Source organism: Paraburkholderia sp. NPDC080076 (assembly GCF_050281145.1).
Classification (GTDB): Bacteria; Pseudomonadota; Gammaproteobacteria; order Burkholderiales; family Burkholderiaceae; genus Paraburkholderia.
The window spans coordinates 681,282-695,542 of sequence record NZ_JBNNWQ010000002.1 but is presented as its reverse complement, the minus strand read 5'-3'; the positions used below and the strand labels follow the sequence as shown (position 1 = coordinate 695,542).

Annotated in this window: 12 protein-coding genes; 3 read left to right on the top strand and 9 right to left on the bottom strand. The window is 62.9% G+C overall.

Translation table 11 applies throughout. From position 1 onward, the window contains the following. Positions 1-59: 59 nt before the first annotated feature. Positions 60-944 carry a lipid A biosynthesis lauroyl acyltransferase gene (locus ACQKRQ_RS10490; RefSeq protein ID WP_132376387.1) on the bottom strand — a complete coding sequence of 295 codons (885 nt, stop codon included), beginning with the start codon at positions 942-944 and terminating at the stop codon, positions 60-62. A gap of 277 nt (positions 945-1,221) precedes the next feature. Between ACQKRQ_RS10490 and metK the strand changes: the two genes are divergently transcribed. Beyond that, positions 1,222-2,412, top strand: a complete 1,191-nt coding sequence (gene metK, locus ACQKRQ_RS10485) for a methionine adenosyltransferase (protein WP_132376386.1) — start codon at positions 1,222-1,224, stop codon at positions 2,410-2,412. A gap of 180 nt (positions 2,413-2,592) precedes the next feature. Here the strand turns inward: metK and ACQKRQ_RS10480 are convergent, their stop codons facing one another. Beyond that, the gene (locus ACQKRQ_RS10480; RefSeq protein WP_408176219.1) at positions 2,593-2,958 is read right to left on the bottom strand and encodes a hypothetical protein; all 366 of its coding nucleotides are present in this window, start codon (positions 2,956-2,958) and stop codon (positions 2,593-2,595) included. Between the two features lie 4 nt (positions 2,959-2,962). Next, positions 2,963-3,295: a hypothetical protein gene (locus ACQKRQ_RS10475; protein WP_427476780.1), complete on the bottom strand. Its 333-nt coding sequence runs from the start codon at positions 3,293-3,295 to the stop codon at positions 2,963-2,965. A gap of 123 nt (positions 3,296-3,418) precedes the next feature. Here ACQKRQ_RS10475 and ACQKRQ_RS10470 point away from each other — a divergent pair, with 123 nt between their 5' ends. Next, on the top strand, positions 3,419-4,180 hold the full coding sequence (locus ACQKRQ_RS10470; protein WP_132376383.1) for a phytanoyl-CoA dioxygenase family protein: 762 nt from the start codon (positions 3,419-3,421) through the stop codon (positions 4,178-4,180). A gap of 75 nt (positions 4,181-4,255) precedes the next feature. On the opposite strand, the gene ACQKRQ_RS10465 is transcribed toward ACQKRQ_RS10470, so the two are convergent. Continuing rightward, positions 4,256-4,462 carry a DUF3185 family protein gene (locus ACQKRQ_RS10465; protein ID WP_132376382.1) on the bottom strand — a complete coding sequence of 69 codons (207 nt, stop codon included), beginning with the start codon at positions 4,460-4,462 and terminating at the stop codon, positions 4,256-4,258. Positions 4,463-4,677: 215 nt separating this feature from the next. On the opposite strand from ACQKRQ_RS10465, the gene mgrA reads away from it, so the two are divergent. Further along, entirely contained in the window at positions 4,678-5,721 is a 1,044-nt protein-coding gene (gene mgrA / locus ACQKRQ_RS10460) for an L-glyceraldehyde 3-phosphate reductase (RefSeq protein WP_408248559.1), read from the top strand. 64 nt (positions 5,722-5,785) lie between these two features. Here mgrA and ACQKRQ_RS10455 read toward each other — a convergent pair whose 3' ends face one another. The 5 genes from ACQKRQ_RS10455 to ACQKRQ_RS10435 form a co-directional block, all read right to left on the bottom strand. Further along, entirely contained in the window at positions 5,786-5,971 is a 186-nt protein-coding gene (locus ACQKRQ_RS10455; protein ID WP_007179669.1) for a hypothetical protein, read from the bottom strand. 272 nt (positions 5,972-6,243) lie between these two features. After that, positions 6,244-7,524, bottom strand: coding sequence for an MFS transporter (locus ACQKRQ_RS10450; RefSeq protein WP_427476777.1), 1,281 nt, complete (start codon positions 7,522-7,524; stop codon positions 6,244-6,246). Between the two features lie 151 nt (positions 7,525-7,675). After that, positions 7,676-9,205 carry an efflux transporter outer membrane subunit gene (locus ACQKRQ_RS10445; RefSeq protein WP_427476775.1) on the bottom strand — a complete coding sequence of 510 codons (1,530 nt, stop codon included), beginning with the start codon at positions 9,203-9,205 and terminating at the stop codon, positions 7,676-7,678. Then, a complete protein-coding gene (locus ACQKRQ_RS10440; protein WP_427476773.1) occupies positions 9,202-10,665 on the bottom strand; it encodes an efflux RND transporter periplasmic adaptor subunit in 1,464 nt (487 codons plus the stop codon). Before ACQKRQ_RS10440 ends, ACQKRQ_RS10445 begins: the two co-directional genes overlap by 4 nt. An 88-nt stretch (positions 10,666-10,753) precedes the next feature. Further along, positions 10,754-13,936 carry an efflux RND transporter permease subunit gene (locus ACQKRQ_RS10435; protein WP_408320382.1) on the bottom strand — a complete coding sequence of 1,061 codons (3,183 nt, stop codon included), beginning with the start codon at positions 13,934-13,936 and terminating at the stop codon, positions 10,754-10,756. Positions 13,937-14,261 lie beyond the last annotated feature (325 nt).

Below are 14,261 nucleotides of genomic sequence, written 5' to 3'. Positions count from 1 at the left end.
CGAACGCCGCGTTATTTCCGCGTCCGGGCGCTTTCTTCGCACACCGCGAAGGCGGCCGTTCAATACACGCTCGGTTCGCCCGGCGGCCGGGTTTTGAAGCGCTTATGCACCCAGTAGTACTGCTCGGGCATCAACGGAATCTGCTCTTCCAGGAAGGCATTCATGCGACGGGCGTCCGCATCGTCGTCGCCGGTCGGGTAGTTTTCCCACGGCTTGAACACCTTGAGGCGGTAGCCTTTGTAATTGGGCAGCACTTCGCCGATGAACGGCACGACCTGCGCGTGGCCGACCTTGGCCAGACGTCCCACCGCGGTCAGCGTGCAGGTCGGCACGCCGAAGAACGGCACGAAGGTGGAGTTGCGAGCGCCGTAGTCCATGTCGGCGCCGAGCATCACCGGCTTGCCGTCGCGGAGCCAGCGCAGCACGATGCGCGCGCTGTCGGCGCGGCTCGCCATGTCCGCGCCGAAGCGCGCGCGCGCCGCTTTGGCGACTTCTTCCAGTTCCGGGTTCGACATCGGCTGATAGAGCGAGCCGCATTGGCGCTTGAGCGAATAGTTCAGGAAGATCGACCCGGCCTCGATACCGACGAAGTGTAAGCCGAGAAACAGCGTGGGCGGCAAATTCGGGTCCGTCAGATCGATCGCGCTGTCGAGCTGGATCAGCTTTTCGAGCTTCTTCGCCGAGCCGAACCACTGCACGCTGCGCTCGAGGTAGCTGCGGATCGCGTGGCGGAAATGCTTCTGCGCGACGTCTTCACGGCGTTCGTCGCTCCATTCGGGGAAGCACAGCTTCAGATTGATATGGACGATGCGTTTGCGCCGGCTCGGGATCTGATACAGCAGCCAGCCGAGTCCGTCACCGAGACGGGCGATGACACCATAAGGTAACAGTGCAAACAGTTTCAGCAGCCCGATCGCGAGTTTGGCGCCATAGCGGCTCAGCATGCCACCCCCTGAAAAGAGGCGCGGGGCAAGGCAGGCTTCAGGAAAGCGGAAAAGTTGACGTAATACCGCACTCTTGGACACTCTGTGACAATCATAAGAAGTCGCTATAATAAGGGCTTCGCCGAGTTAATAGACAACTTGCGGGGCGAAGCCGGTGGCTGCAAACCATGTGATTTGCGCCTCCCGGTAAGGTAATCCGCTAAAGCGTCGCCGCTTCAAGGCTCCCGAAGCTGGCTACGTGAAACTCAACCGTAACCACAAAACAGGAGTCTGCAACGTGGCAAACGACTATCTCTTCACTTCCGAATCCGTCTCCGAAGGCCATCCCGACAAAGTCGCGGATCAGATTTCGGACGCCATTCTCGACGCCATCCTCGCTCAGGACAAATACTCGCGTGTCGCCGCGGAAACGCTGTGCAACACGGGTCTCGTCGTGCTGGCCGGTGAAATCACCACCACCGCGAACGTCGATTACATCCAGGTCGCGCGCAACACGATCAAGCGCATCGGTTACGACAACACCGACTACGGTATCGATTACCGCGGCTGCGCGGTGCTCGTCGCATACGACAAGCAATCGCCGGACATCGCCCAGGGCGTGGACCGCGCGCACGACAACAACCTCGATCAAGGCGCCGGCGACCAGGGCTTGATGTTCGGTTACGCGTGCGAAGAAACGCCGGAACTGATGCCGCTGCCGATCCACCTGTCGCACCGTCTGGTGGAGCGTCAGGCAAATCTGCGCCGTGACGGCCGTTTGCCCTGGCTGCGTCCGGACGCGAAGTCGCAAGTCACCGTGCGTTATGTCGACGGCAAGCCGCATTCGATCGACACCGTGGTGCTGTCCACACAGCATTCGCCGGACATCGATCTGGGCACGCTGCGCGAAGCCGTGATCGAAGAAGTCATCAAGCCGACACTGCCGGCCGAGCTCATCAAGGGCGACATCAAGTTCCTGGTGAACCCGACGGGTCGTTTCGTGATCGGTGGTCCGCAAGGCGATTGCGGTTTGACCGGACGCAAGATCATCGTCGATACGTACGGCGGTGCCGCACCGCACGGCGGCGGCGCGTTCTCGGGCAAGGATCCGTCGAAGGTCGACCGTTCGGCGGCCTACGCCGGCCGTTATGTCGCGAAGAACATCGTGGCCGCGGGCCTCGCTTCGCGCTGCCTGATTCAGGTGTCGTACGCCATCGGCGTCGCCCAGCCGACGTCGGTCATGGTGAACACGTTCGGCACGGGCCGCGTGTCGGATGCGACTATCACGCGTCTGGTGCAGGAGCATTTCGACCTGCGTCCGAAGGGCATCATCCAGATGCTCGATCTGCTGCGTCCGATCTACGAGAAGAGCGCGGCCTACGGTCACTTTGGCCGCGAAGAGCCGGAATTCACGTGGGAATCCACGGACAAGGCATTGGCGCTCGCCGAAGCCGCTGGCACGGAACCGGTTGCCGCGCTGGCCGAATAAGCGCGAGTTGTCAGTTTCAACAAAAAACCCTGCTGGCGTGAGCCAGCAGGGTTTTTTAATTTGCGGCGGTCGCTTTGCTGCGCAATCGACCCGCGGCTTCAACGGCCGCGATGGGTTTTCGCATCGTCAGCGCGTAGTGCGTGGAACCGCGCGGGTCGAGCAGCGTGTTCTGTACTCGCCTTAACGGCTCGCAAACGCGAACGCGAACCAGCCGGTGCTGCCATTCGTCGACATCCGACGCGGGCGGCGGCTCGTGTTCTGCGGCACGGCAATGGGTGCGCGTTGCGCGGTGAGGCGCAGCGGCGTCGGTTTGCGCAGCAGCGTGCGCAGCGAAAAACGGCGCGAGCTGCCTTGCAGACGCAAGGCGGAGAAGAACGTGTTGAACCAGGTGCGAATGCCGTCGACGGCTTTGGCATCGCGCCATTGTTCGCCCAACGCGCGGGTGCGGGTGGCGTGATGGCGCAGCGCGCGCACGACATGGCGGCGCGCGGGACGCGCCGCTTTCAGTGCGGCGCGGGTAAGACGGGTGCTCAGGAGAGTATGCATGGCTTCACAAGTAGGCAACGTGTCGCGCGACGGAATGTGCGCCATGAAGAGCACCAAATGTGCCAATGGCGGTGTCGCGATGGACGGCGCGAAAGCCTGGAATTCGACTGAAAAATGCACGGAGTACAGCGGAGTCGGCCTTGGTGGCCTGTGCGCGGCGCGAAAGTGCGGGAGTGACGATCAACATGCAGCGCAGGTTACACGCGATTCGTGACGTCATAAAGTCCGTTTTTACCCTGCAAATACGGGTTTTTACGGGGTAGATCGCGATTTGCGACTGCGGGGTCGCGCCCTTTGCGGTCGATTTTTGTGCGTGCTTGCCCGTTTGAAGTGCCATGAAATCTAGCACGGCGCATGAAAGCAGTGCGTAAGCTGCGGATTTGCGGCGGTGAAACAGCACACTGTGCGATCGCGCCCGTTTTACAATCGGGCATCAGCTTGTCGACAGTAACGGAACACCATGTCACTTCATTCCAAGAAAGAGCAGATTCAGACGTTGCGGGAGCAGGGTTTTGTCGTGGTGCCCGGATTGGTGTCGCCCGAGCGTTGCGATGAATTGAAGCAGATTGCGCAGCGTCAGTTGCAGGAAGCAGCCGCGCCGATCGAGTTCGAAGCGGATCTGCAGTATCCCGGCGCACCGAGCTCCAAACAGGCGCCCGGCGGCCATACGGTGCGGCGGCTGCTGGATGCGTATGGACGTCATGCGAGTTTCGCGCAGTGGGCGACCGCGCCGGAAATTCGCGGCTGGATGGAACTGTATTTCGGTGAGGAGCCGCGGCTGTCACGCGCACACCATAACTGCATGATGACCAAGCATCCGGCGTACGGCAGCTTGACCGGCTGGCATCGCGACGTGCGGTATTGGTCGTTCGAGCGGGACGATCTGGTTTCGGTGTGGCTTGCAGTCGGCGCCGAGACGGTGGATAACGGCGCGCTGTGGCTGGTTCCGAAGTCGCACAGCGCCGCGTTCACCTCCGACCGGTTCGATCAGTCCAAATTCTTCCGCTCCGATCTGGAAGAAAATCAGGAATGGATTCGCACAGCGGTGTCGCCTGAACTGAAGGCCGGCGACGTGGTGTTCTTTCACTGCAATACGCTGCATTCGGCCGGCAAGAACATCAGCGATCAGGTAAAGTTTTCGCTGGTGTACACCTATCACGGCGCGAGCAACGTGCCGTTGCCCGGCACCCGTTCGGCTGCGAAGCCCGAAGTGGCGTTCTAGGTTTTTCGATCTCTCGCGGCGGCGCATCGGCTTCATACGCTGAAAATCCGAGGCGCCGCGCTCTCGCGCAGGCTGTTAGCGCTTGCGTCCCGACAAAGCCATTCCCGTCAATCCGGCGATCGTGGCCACGACGCCGCCCACGATCAGCATGATCGCCTTGTTGGTCGGTGAACCGGTAAAGACGCGCGAGACGTCGCTACTCACCGAATTGAACGCCTGCCCGCCGAAATACAGCAGCACGACACCGCCGACAATCAACGCGATGGAAATCGCCTTCGTCATCTACCTCTCCCATGAGCTTGAATCGGGCAAAGTGTAGGGGAGCTGCAAGCGATCGTCCATCCCGCATACTGGGTGTCTGCATGCATCACGTCGATTCGCTACCATAGCGGTCTGGCCGCATCCCCTCCTACAAAAATACAGCAGCACGCCTCCCGCAGCATGCAATTGCCCATGCCCGCACTGGTCGGGCGCCTTCACCATCAAGGACACTAGCAATGGCTTACGAAGCAGCTTCAGAACGCTATTCGGATATGCAGTACCGCGTCTGCGGCAAGTCGGGTCTCAAACTGCCGGCGCTGTCGCTCGGACTGTGGCACAACTTCGGCGACACGACGCCGATCTCCACGCAGCGCGACATCTTGCGCACGGCCTTCGACCTGGGTATCACGCACTTCGACCTCGCCAACAACTACGGGCCGCCGTACGGCAGCGCCGAAACCAATTTCGGCCGGCTCTTCAAGGACGATTTCAAGCCGTATCGCGATGAGCTGCTGATTTCGTCGAAGGCCGGTTGGGACATGTGGCCGGGTCCGTACGGTCAAGGCGGCGGTTCGCGCAAATACGTGCTCGCGAGTCTCGATCAGAGCCTGCAACGCATGGGCCTCGACTACGTCGATATTTTCTATTCGCATCGTTTCGATGCCGATACGCCGCTCGAAGAAACCGCGGGCGCGTTGGCGAGCGCCGTGCAGCAGGGCAAGGCGCTGTACATCGGGATTTCGTCGTACTCGGCAACCAAAACGCTCGAAATGGCGAAGCTGCTCGCCGAGTACAAGGTGCCGCTGCTGATTCATCAGCCCGCGTACAACATGCTCAATCGCTGGATCGAACACGAGTTGCTGGATACGCTCGAGAAGGTCGGTGCCGGCGCCATCGCGTTCACGCCGCTGGCCCAGGGTCTGCTCACCGGCAAATACCTGAACGGCGTGCCGGAAGACGCGCGCGTCAACAAGCCGGGCGGCGGTTCGTTGAAGCAGGAGCATTTGAGCGCGCAGAACATCGAGCACGTGCGCAAGCTCAACGACATCGCGCAACGTCGCGGCCAGAGCCTGGCGCAGATGGCGCTCGCCTGGGCGCTGCGCGATCCGCGCGTGACGTCCGTGCTGATCGGCGCAAGCCGTGCGGAGCAGGTGCGCGAGAACGTCGGTGCGCTGAAGAATCTCGCGTTCTCGAAGGACGAACTGGCCGAGATCGACCGGTACGCGACCGAAGGCGGCATCAACCTGTGGGAAAAGCCGTCCACGGATCAGGCGATCTGATCCCCGTGCCTTGGCCCTTCACGCCGCAGCAATAGAAAAGCCGCCCACGGGGCGGCTTTTTCTTTTAGACGAGCGCCGGCAAACCTTCGACCAGCACGACCGCGAACACTACGCCGATCAGCGCGCCAAGCACGCGCAACGCGTTGTGCCGGAATTCCGTCTTGCAGGGAAGCGCACCGACAAACAAAGCCCCGGCCAACGCCATCGGAATGACCAGGATGAAATCGCCGATCGTGAAGTAGGTCGTCATTCTCGTCTCCATATGTATTCCGGCGAAGGCGGCGGCTCGATTTATGGAGTCATGCACCGCCCACGCTCGATTTGAGTATAGGAGACAAGTGAAGTCGATATGACGGCGCTTTGCGGCGCTGCAGCGGCTATTCGCAAGCCGCTGAACCCGGTGCGGCAAGGGCCGCCGCGATTGCCGCGACGCAGCAAATGCATCGCAAAAAATGTCGCGTTCGTTTACGTCGGCCTTACGTTTTAGCGTCATTCAATGCGCGTTGGGTCGTCTCGCGAGCGTCAGATGCGAGGTTGTTCACGTCCGCGCAAGCGCATCGTTGCAACCAGTCCGATGATGAGCAGCACGCCCACCAGTCCCGCGACACCGTTCCATCCGAAACCGGCCCACACGTGACCGCCATACGAGCCGACCACGCTCGAGCCGATGTAATACGCGAGCAGATACAGCGCGGCGGCCTGACCTTTGGCATCCTTGGCGAGGCGTCCGACCCAACTGCTCGCCACCGAATGTCCGGCGAAGAAGCCGAACGTCACGCACGCGATGCCGGCCGCGATCGCCGCCAGCGGATGCAACATGGTGAGCGCGAGACCGAGCACCATCAACAGCAAGCTGGCGGTGAGCACGCGAGCGCGGCCAAAGTTATCGGCCATGCGCCCCGACCACGGCGAGGCGACTACGCCTGTCAGATACACGACGAAGATCGCGCCGATCTCCGTCTGATTCAATTGATAAGGCGGCGCGAGCAAGCGGTAGCCGATGTAGTTGTACAGCGTGACGAAGCTGCCCATCAGCACGAAGCCGAGCAGAAACAGCAGCGACAGTCCGGGTCGCGTGAATTGCTTGAGCAGGGCAGTGCGGTGATGCGTAAAGCCGAGTCCGCGCCGCGGTACGAAATGGCGTGACGGTGGCAGTAGCGCGCGAAACGCGAGCATCGACAGAATGCCGAGCACGCCGATCGTGCCGATCGCGACACGCCACGAAAACAGATCCGCGACGACGCCGGTGATCACGCGTCCGGCCATCCCGCCGATCGCCGTGCCGCCGACATAGAGTCCCATCGCGAGGCCGAGGCCGTCGGGATGCACTTCTTCCGCGAGATAGGCCATCGCGACGGCGGGCACGCCGCCGAGCGCGAGACCTTCGAGCGTGCGCAGCACGAGCAGTTGGTGCCACTGCGGCGCGATCGACACGCCGATGGTCAGCAGCGCGGAAAGGGTGAGCGACAGCGTCATCAGCTTGTGACGGCTCCAGCCTTCCGAAACGAAGCCGGCGACGAACACCGCAAGCGCGAGCGCGGCCGTGGTCAACGAGAGCGACAGGCTGCTTTGTGCCGGCGTCACGTTGAACGCCGTCGAAAAAGACGGCAGCAAGGGCTGCACGCAATAGAGCAGCGAGAACGTCGCGTAACCGGCGAACAGCAACGCGATGCTGGCGCGCCAGTACGCGCGTGTGCCGCGTTCGAGGTATGGGATGTCGGGCACGGCGGAAGCGGTCGAAGAAGCGGTCGGAGCAGGAGCAACCGAAGTAGCAGTCCGGTGGGAGTCCGGCGGCGGGGTCACGAAAAAATCTCCTCAGGGATGCAAAGGACACAAAGGAGTTAAGGATACGCTGAAAAGGGCGCGCGAGGCGGTGCGGAGCGCAGTTAGCCGCCACGACGACGCGATCTGCCGGCACGTCCCGCGCCCTCTTCGCGGCATCCAAGAACGATGACTACCCGCGCGCCGCGGCATCGCTGGCGGGCGCGGAAGGATGCACGATCTGCTCATCCGTCGGCAGCGCGGACGCGTCCCAGCCACCGCCCAGCGCCTTGATCAACGCCACGCTCGCGGCCATCCGCCGACGCGCGATCGACACGGCGTCGCGCTCGTTGGTGAGCGCAGTGGTTTGCGCGACCACCACGTCGAGATACGTGATCGCGCCGTTCTTATAGCGATTCGATACGACTGCCAGCGCACGTTGCGCGGCGGTCACCGCGTCGTCCTGCGCGGTCGCTTCCTGTTCGAGCACGCGCAAGGCGGCGAGATTGTCCTCGACCTGGCCGAAGGCGCTCAGCACGGTCTGCCGGTATTGCGCGACGCTTTCGTCGTAGTGCGCGCGGGCCTGTTCCTTCACGGAAGCGCGTCCGCCGAAGTCGAGCAGCGTGCCCGCCAGCGTCGGCCCCAGCGACCACAGCCGGCTCGGCGCGAGCAACCATTGACTGTAGTTGGTGGCTTCGAGGCCGCCCGTCACCGACAAGATGAGGTTCGGAAAAAACGCCGCCGTCGCCACGCCGATCTGCGCATTCATATCGGCGACGTGCCGTTCCGCCGCCGCAATGTCTGGGCGGCGTTCGAGCAACGCGGACGGCACGCCCGCCGCCGCCACGACCGGCACCGCGGCGAGCGGCGCAACCGGCAGCGAAAACGTGGAAGGCGGTTGGCCGATCAGAATCGCGATCGCGTGTTCGAGTTGCGCGCGCTGCACGCCGAGGTCGAGTGCTTGCGCCTGGGTGGTCTTCAGTTGCGTCTGCGCCTGCGCGACATCGGCGTCCGTGGCGATGCCGCCGGCGTAGCGGTGCTGCGTCAGGTCGAGCGCCTGCTTGTAGGCTTCGATCGTGTCGTCGAGCAGTTGGCGCTCCTGATCGAGCCCGCGCAGCTCGAAGTAGTTGGTGGCGAGTTCGGCCTGCATCGACAGGAGTACGGCTTGTGCATCGGCGGCGCTGGCCTGCGCTTCGGCTTTCGCGCCTTCGACACTGCGCGACACGCGGCCCCACAGATCGGGTTCCCACGACGCGTCGGCTTGCACGAGGTAGTCGTTCAGCGTGAGGCCGGCGGTCGATTTGTGCAGCACGTTTTCCGACGAACGCGCGCGTGAATAGGCGCCGGTCGCGGTGACGACCGGGAAGAAGCTCGAGCGATATTGCGCCACGGTTGCGCGGGCGGCGCGAAAGCGTGCTTCGGCGGCCTGCACGTTCTGGTTCGCGCTTGCCACCTGTTGTTCGAGCGCGTCGAGCGACGGGTCTGCATAGACGCTCCACCACGCGCCGCGTGTGAGCGTGTCGGCCGGTTGCGCGGGTTTCCAGCCGGTGCCTGCGAGTTCCTTGTAGGTTGCGGCGGTGGTGGCGGACGGCTTCACATAGTCGGGGCCGACGGTGCATGCGGTGAGTGCGCAGACGCTTGCTAGCGCCAAAGCGGACGCGCGCAGCGAGACGTGTCGCAGCGGTGGGGCGGCGAAACGGCGACGAGATGCCGGCGCGTTCATGACGATGTCCTCGCGAACAGCAATGAGGCGACGTGCGCAGTCTCGGAGCTTGAGGCTATCGCGCTGGAGGAACCTGCCGCTACGTCACCGCTCGTCACTGCGCCGGACGCGCTCCCTGCCGCGCCTCCACTCGCGACCGCGGCGGATGCGCCCGCCGCCGCTTTGCCGTTTGCCGCTGCGCCAGACGCGCCCGTTCCCCGTTCACCGCTCGCCGCTGCGCCAGACGCGCCCGCTGCCCCTTCACCACCAGCCGCCGCGCCAGAAGCACCCGTTGCCTCACCCGCTTTCGCCGCCACGATCCGCACCGGTGCGCCATCGACGATCGAGTCCTGTGGATTCAGGATCACCTGCTCATCGCCTTGCAAGCCGGACACGATCGCCACGCGCGTACCGAAGTCCGTTCCCAACGACACCGGCACGAGTTTCACTTTATGTTGCGCGTCGACGGTCGCGACTTTCACACCGTCCGGACGGAACAGCAGCGCATTGCCCGGTAACGTGAACGGCGCCGCGCCCGTGCCCAACGCGAAGTGCACCTGCGCATACGCACCCGGTAGCAAATCGCCGTTGCGGTTATCGACATCGACTTCGACCAGCATCGTGCGTTGTTGCGGATCGACGGCGCCCGCGGTGCGCGCCACGGTGCCCGGATAATGTTTCGCCGGCGTCTCGGTCAGCGTGAGAAACGCGTTCTGCTGCGCACGAACCTGCTGCGCGTAAGCCTGCGGCACATTCACATAAACGCGCAGCCGATCCGCCTGCGCGACATGAAACAGCTCCTTCGCTGGGCCGCCGGAACTGCCCGCGTCGATCAGCGCACCGACATCGACATTGCGCGCCGTCACGATGCCGTCGAACGGCGCATACACCTTCTGGAACGACTGCGTCTTCTCGAGCCGCGCCACGTTGAAACGCGCGGCGTCGAGCGTGGCTTTCTTCGCGAGCATGTCGCCGACCTTCTCGTCGGTTTCCTGCTTCGAGACGGATTTGCTTTTCAGCATGTCGGTCCAGCGGTCTGCGGTGCTTTTCGCGAGCGCATAGTTGGCGTTGGCGTTCGCGAGATCGGCACGGGCGGCGCGCAGTTGATCGTCGACTTCCGGCGTGTCGATCTCCGCGAGCAACTGGCCGTTTTTCACATGCGCGCCGATGTCGGCGTACCACTTCTTCAGATAGCCGTTCGTGCGCGCGTAAATCGGCGTATCGAGAAAAGCCTGCACATTGCCGGGCAGCACGAGATCGAGTCCGACCGTCGACTTCTGCGGCCGCACGACTTCGACGCTCGTCTGGCTCGCATGCTCGGCATCGCGTTCGAGCGCCGCGTGTGCATCGTGGCGCGACCAGATACCTTGTGCCGCCAGCGCGATGACGGCTACGGCAACCGCAATGCCGATCCAGCGTGCGCGCTTTGCCTTTGCCGGATCGTGCGCAGTGCCGGAACCGTCTGGACGTTGTCCTTCCATCAAACTTCCCCTGTCAAGATGCATGGGCAGTCGAAGCTGCCTCTTGTGCTGCCTGCTGTTGCCGGCACGATAACCAAAGCGCTCTGCATCACGGCTTGCCCACCACGTGTTCAGCCGCGCGCAAGCGACGTGCCGCGAGTCGCCGGTAGATCATCGAAAACACCACGGGTACGAAAATCAACGTGGCCAGCGTGCCGATCGTCAGGCCGCCGATCACCGCGCGCCCGAGCGGCGCATTCTGCTCGCCGCCTTCGCCGAGACCGATCGCCATCGGCACCATGCCGATCACCATCGCGAGCGCCGTCATCAGCACCGGACGAAAACGCGTGAAGCCCGCTTCGATCGCCGCGCGCGTGGCGTCGCCGTGTTCGAGCAGCTGCTCGCGTGCGAAGCTGATCACGAGAATCGAGTTGGCGGTGGCGATGCCGATACACATGATCGCGCCTGTGAGCGCGGGAATCGACAGCGTGGTGTGCGTGAGAAACAGCATCCACACGATGCCTGCGAGCGCGCCGGGCAGTGCGGTGATGATAATGAACGGATCGAGCCACGACTGGAAATTCACCACGATCAGCAGATACACCAGCAGAATCGCGAACACCAAACCCGCGAACAGGCCCGAGAACGAATCGTTCATGGTCTGCACCTGGCCGCGCACTTCGATGGTCGAGCTTTTGGGCAGATCGGCCTTGGCGTCGTCGATGATCTTGCGGATGTCGTCGGACACGCCGCCGAGATCGCGGCCGTCGGCGGTGCCGAAAATATCGATGGTGGTCTGCGCGTTGTAGTGCGTGAGTGTGGCGTTGCCCGCTTCGCGCCTCATGCTGGCGAGCGAGCCGAGAATATTGCTGCGGCCGTTCGCGTTCAGCGGAATGTTGGCGAGCGATTGCAACGAGTCGATCGTGTATTGCGGCGCTTCCGTGATCACGTTGTAGCTCACGCCGTTGCGCGGATTGAGCCAGAACGTCGGCGTGGTTTGCTGGCTGCCGGACAGCGTGATCAGCAGATTGCTCGCGATGTCGCGTTGCGAGAAGCCGGCTTGCTGCGCACGCGTGCGATCCACGTCGATAAAGATGCGCGGCAAATCCGCGGGCTGCTGGATGCGCGCATCGACGAGACCGGGCACCGTGCGCAGACGGTTCAGCAAGTTCGCGGCGAACACGCGATTGCCGGCCACGTCACGGCCGACGATCTGAATATCGATCGGCGACGGCATGCCGAAGTTGAGCGTTTGACTGACGATATCCGCGGGCAGGAAGGCGAACTGTACGCCTGGAAATTCGTCGGTGAGCGTGCGCCGCAGCGTGCGCACGTAGTCGGCGCTCGGATGGTGATCGGGATTGAGCGTGATCAGCACGTCCGCATCCGAGGTGCCGATCGTCCCGGTGTTGCTGTACGAGAGGTTGATGCCCGAGACCGGCAAGCCGATGTTGTCGATAATCGAATGCAGCTCACCGGGCGGTATCAACTGACGGATCCGCGTATCCACACGATCGGTCACTACCGCCGTTTCCTCCACTCGCATGCCGGTTTTCGCGCGCAGATGCAGCGCGATCGTGCCGGCGTCGACTGCTGGGAAAAAATCACGGCCGAGAAACGGCATCAACAGCATCGACGCGCCACAGCAGACCAGAAACAGCGTCACGAACAAACCGGGCCGCGCGACGCGCGCTTCGAGAAACGCGCGATAGCGGTCGCGCAAACGCGAGAAGCCGCCTTCGAACGCGTAGTGCACGCGCATGAACGGATTGCGCGTTTGCGCCGGCGCGTGATGCAGATCCGCCGGCTTATGGTGATAACGCAGCAGGTATTTTGCGAGCGTCGGCACGAGCGTTCGCGAGAAGAAGTAGGACGCCAGCATCGCGAACACCACCGCTTCGGCAAGCGGGATGAACAGATAGTGCGCGACGCCCGTCAGCAGAAACATCGGCACGAAGACGATGCAGATGGACAAGGTCGACACCAGCGTCGGAATGGCAATCTGATGCGCGCCGTCGAGAATCGCCTGCTCGAGCGTCTTGCCCTGTTCGAGTTGATGGCTGATGTTTTCGATCGCCACGGTCGCGTCGTCCACCAGAATGCCGACCGCGAGCGCGAGCCCGCCGAGCGTCATGATGTTGATGGTTTCGCCGAGCAGGGAGAGCGCGATGATCGACGTGATCATCGACAGCGGAATCGACACGGCGATGATCAGCGTGGCGCGCCAGTTGCCGAGAAACAGCAGAATCATCAGGCCGGTCAGGCATGCCGCGATCAGCGCCTCGCGCAGCACGCCTTGCACGGACGCACGCACGAACAGCGACTGGTCGGCGACGGGGTCGATATTCAGCGAGGCAGGCACGAGATTGCGCAGCGTCGGCATCATCTTCTTGATGCGGTCGACGATTTCGAGCGTGGACGTATTGCCGCTCTTGTTGATGGTGAGGAGCGCCGCGCGCTGGCCGTTCACGCGCACGATATTGGTCTGCGGCTGGAAACCGTCGCGCACATGAGCGACGTCGCGGATATAGACGGTGCCGTTGGCGGTGGATTTGATCGGAATATTGTTCAGGCCTGCCAGCGAATCCGGACTGCCGTTCATTTGCACCGAGTATTCGGTCGAACCGATTTTCGCGGTACCCGAGGGTAGGATCAGATTTTGTGCGGTGACCGCATTGACCACGTCCATCGGCGAAAGATTGCGCTCCTGCAGTTTGCGCGAATCGATATCGACCATGATCTGCCGCTGCTTGCCGCCGTACGGCAGCGGCGCGGACGCGCCGGGCACGGTGGCGAGCTGAGTCTTCAGGAAGTTGTTGCCGAAGTCGAATAGCTCTTGCTCGGTGAGCGAGGCGGACGACAGCGCGAGCCGCAGGATCGGCACCGTCGAGGCGTTGTAGCGCAGGATATTCGGCGGCGTGATGCCGGGCGGCAGCGAGCGCAATTGCGTTTGTGACAGCGCGGTGACCTCGGCGAGCGCTTCATCGATATTGGCGTGCGGCTGGAAAAAAATCTTGACCACCGCGATGCCGTTCAGCGAGGTCGACTCGGTGTGCTCGATATCGTTGACCGCAGTCGAGAGCCCGCGCTCGTAGTTGAGCACGATGCGTTTTTCCATCTCGTCGGCGGGCAGGCCGTTATACGACCAGATCACCGAGAGCACCGGAATGTCGATATTCGGGAAGATGTCGGTGGGCGTGCGCAGGATCGTCAAAGGTCCGACGATCAGCAATAGCAGGGCCAGGACGACGAACGTATACGGGCGCCGCAGCGCGAGACGAACGATCCACATGACTAGTTCTGCCGCTCAAAGCCGCGTAAGGCGGCGCCATCTGCGTGGTGGACGCGGCGGGCGGGACGCGCGCCGGAGCGGTGCGGGCAGGCCGGCGCGGCGGACGGATCGAGCAAATGGTCTAGTTGGTGCACGTTTTTGATATCTCACCCCAGCAGGGTTTATGATGGTCTCGTTGCGACGCGTTACGCCCCGAATCATCGGTCCAGCGCGCCGTAATGGGAATAGGGCGAAACAAGGGGTAAAGAGCCTTGAGTTCGCGCTTTCCTCGGCCCCGCAAAACGGGAACAATGACTCGAACCTCTCACGCGTATCACGCGCAGCA

Excerpts from the sequence above, each read along its gene's own strand:
- ACQKRQ_RS10490 (WP_132376387.1), bottom strand. The coding sequence starts at position 944 with ATGCTGAGCCGCTATGGCGCCAAACTCGCGATCGGGCTGCTGAAACTG.
- ACQKRQ_RS10480 (WP_408176219.1), bottom strand. The coding sequence starts at position 2,958 with ATGCATACTCTCCTGAGCACCCGTCTTACCCGCGCCGCACTGAAAGCG.
- ACQKRQ_RS10475 (WP_427476780.1), bottom strand. The coding sequence starts at position 3,295 with ATGGCACTTCAAACGGGCAAGCACGCACAAAAATCGACCGCAAAGGGC.
- ACQKRQ_RS10470 (WP_132376383.1), top strand. The coding sequence starts at position 3,419 with ATGTCACTTCATTCCAAGAAAGAGCAGATTCAGACGTTGCGGGAGCAG.
- ACQKRQ_RS10465 (WP_132376382.1), bottom strand. The coding sequence starts at position 4,462 with ATGACGAAGGCGATTTCCATCGCGTTGATTGTCGGCGGTGTCGTGCTG.
- mgrA (WP_408248559.1), top strand. The coding sequence starts at position 4,678 with ATGGCTTACGAAGCAGCTTCAGAACGCTATTCGGATATGCAGTACCGC.
- ACQKRQ_RS10455 (WP_007179669.1), bottom strand. The coding sequence starts at position 5,971 with ATGACGACCTACTTCACGATCGGCGATTTCATCCTGGTCATTCCGATG.
- ACQKRQ_RS10445 (WP_427476775.1), bottom strand. The coding sequence starts at position 9,205 with ATGAACGCGCCGGCATCTCGTCGCCGTTTCGCCGCCCCACCGCTGCGA.
- ACQKRQ_RS10440 (WP_427476773.1), bottom strand. The coding sequence starts at position 10,665 with ATGGAAGGACAACGTCCAGACGGTTCCGGCACTGCGCACGATCCGGCA.
- ACQKRQ_RS10435 (WP_408320382.1), bottom strand. The coding sequence starts at position 13,936 with ATGTGGATCGTTCGTCTCGCGCTGCGGCGCCCGTATACGTTCGTCGTC.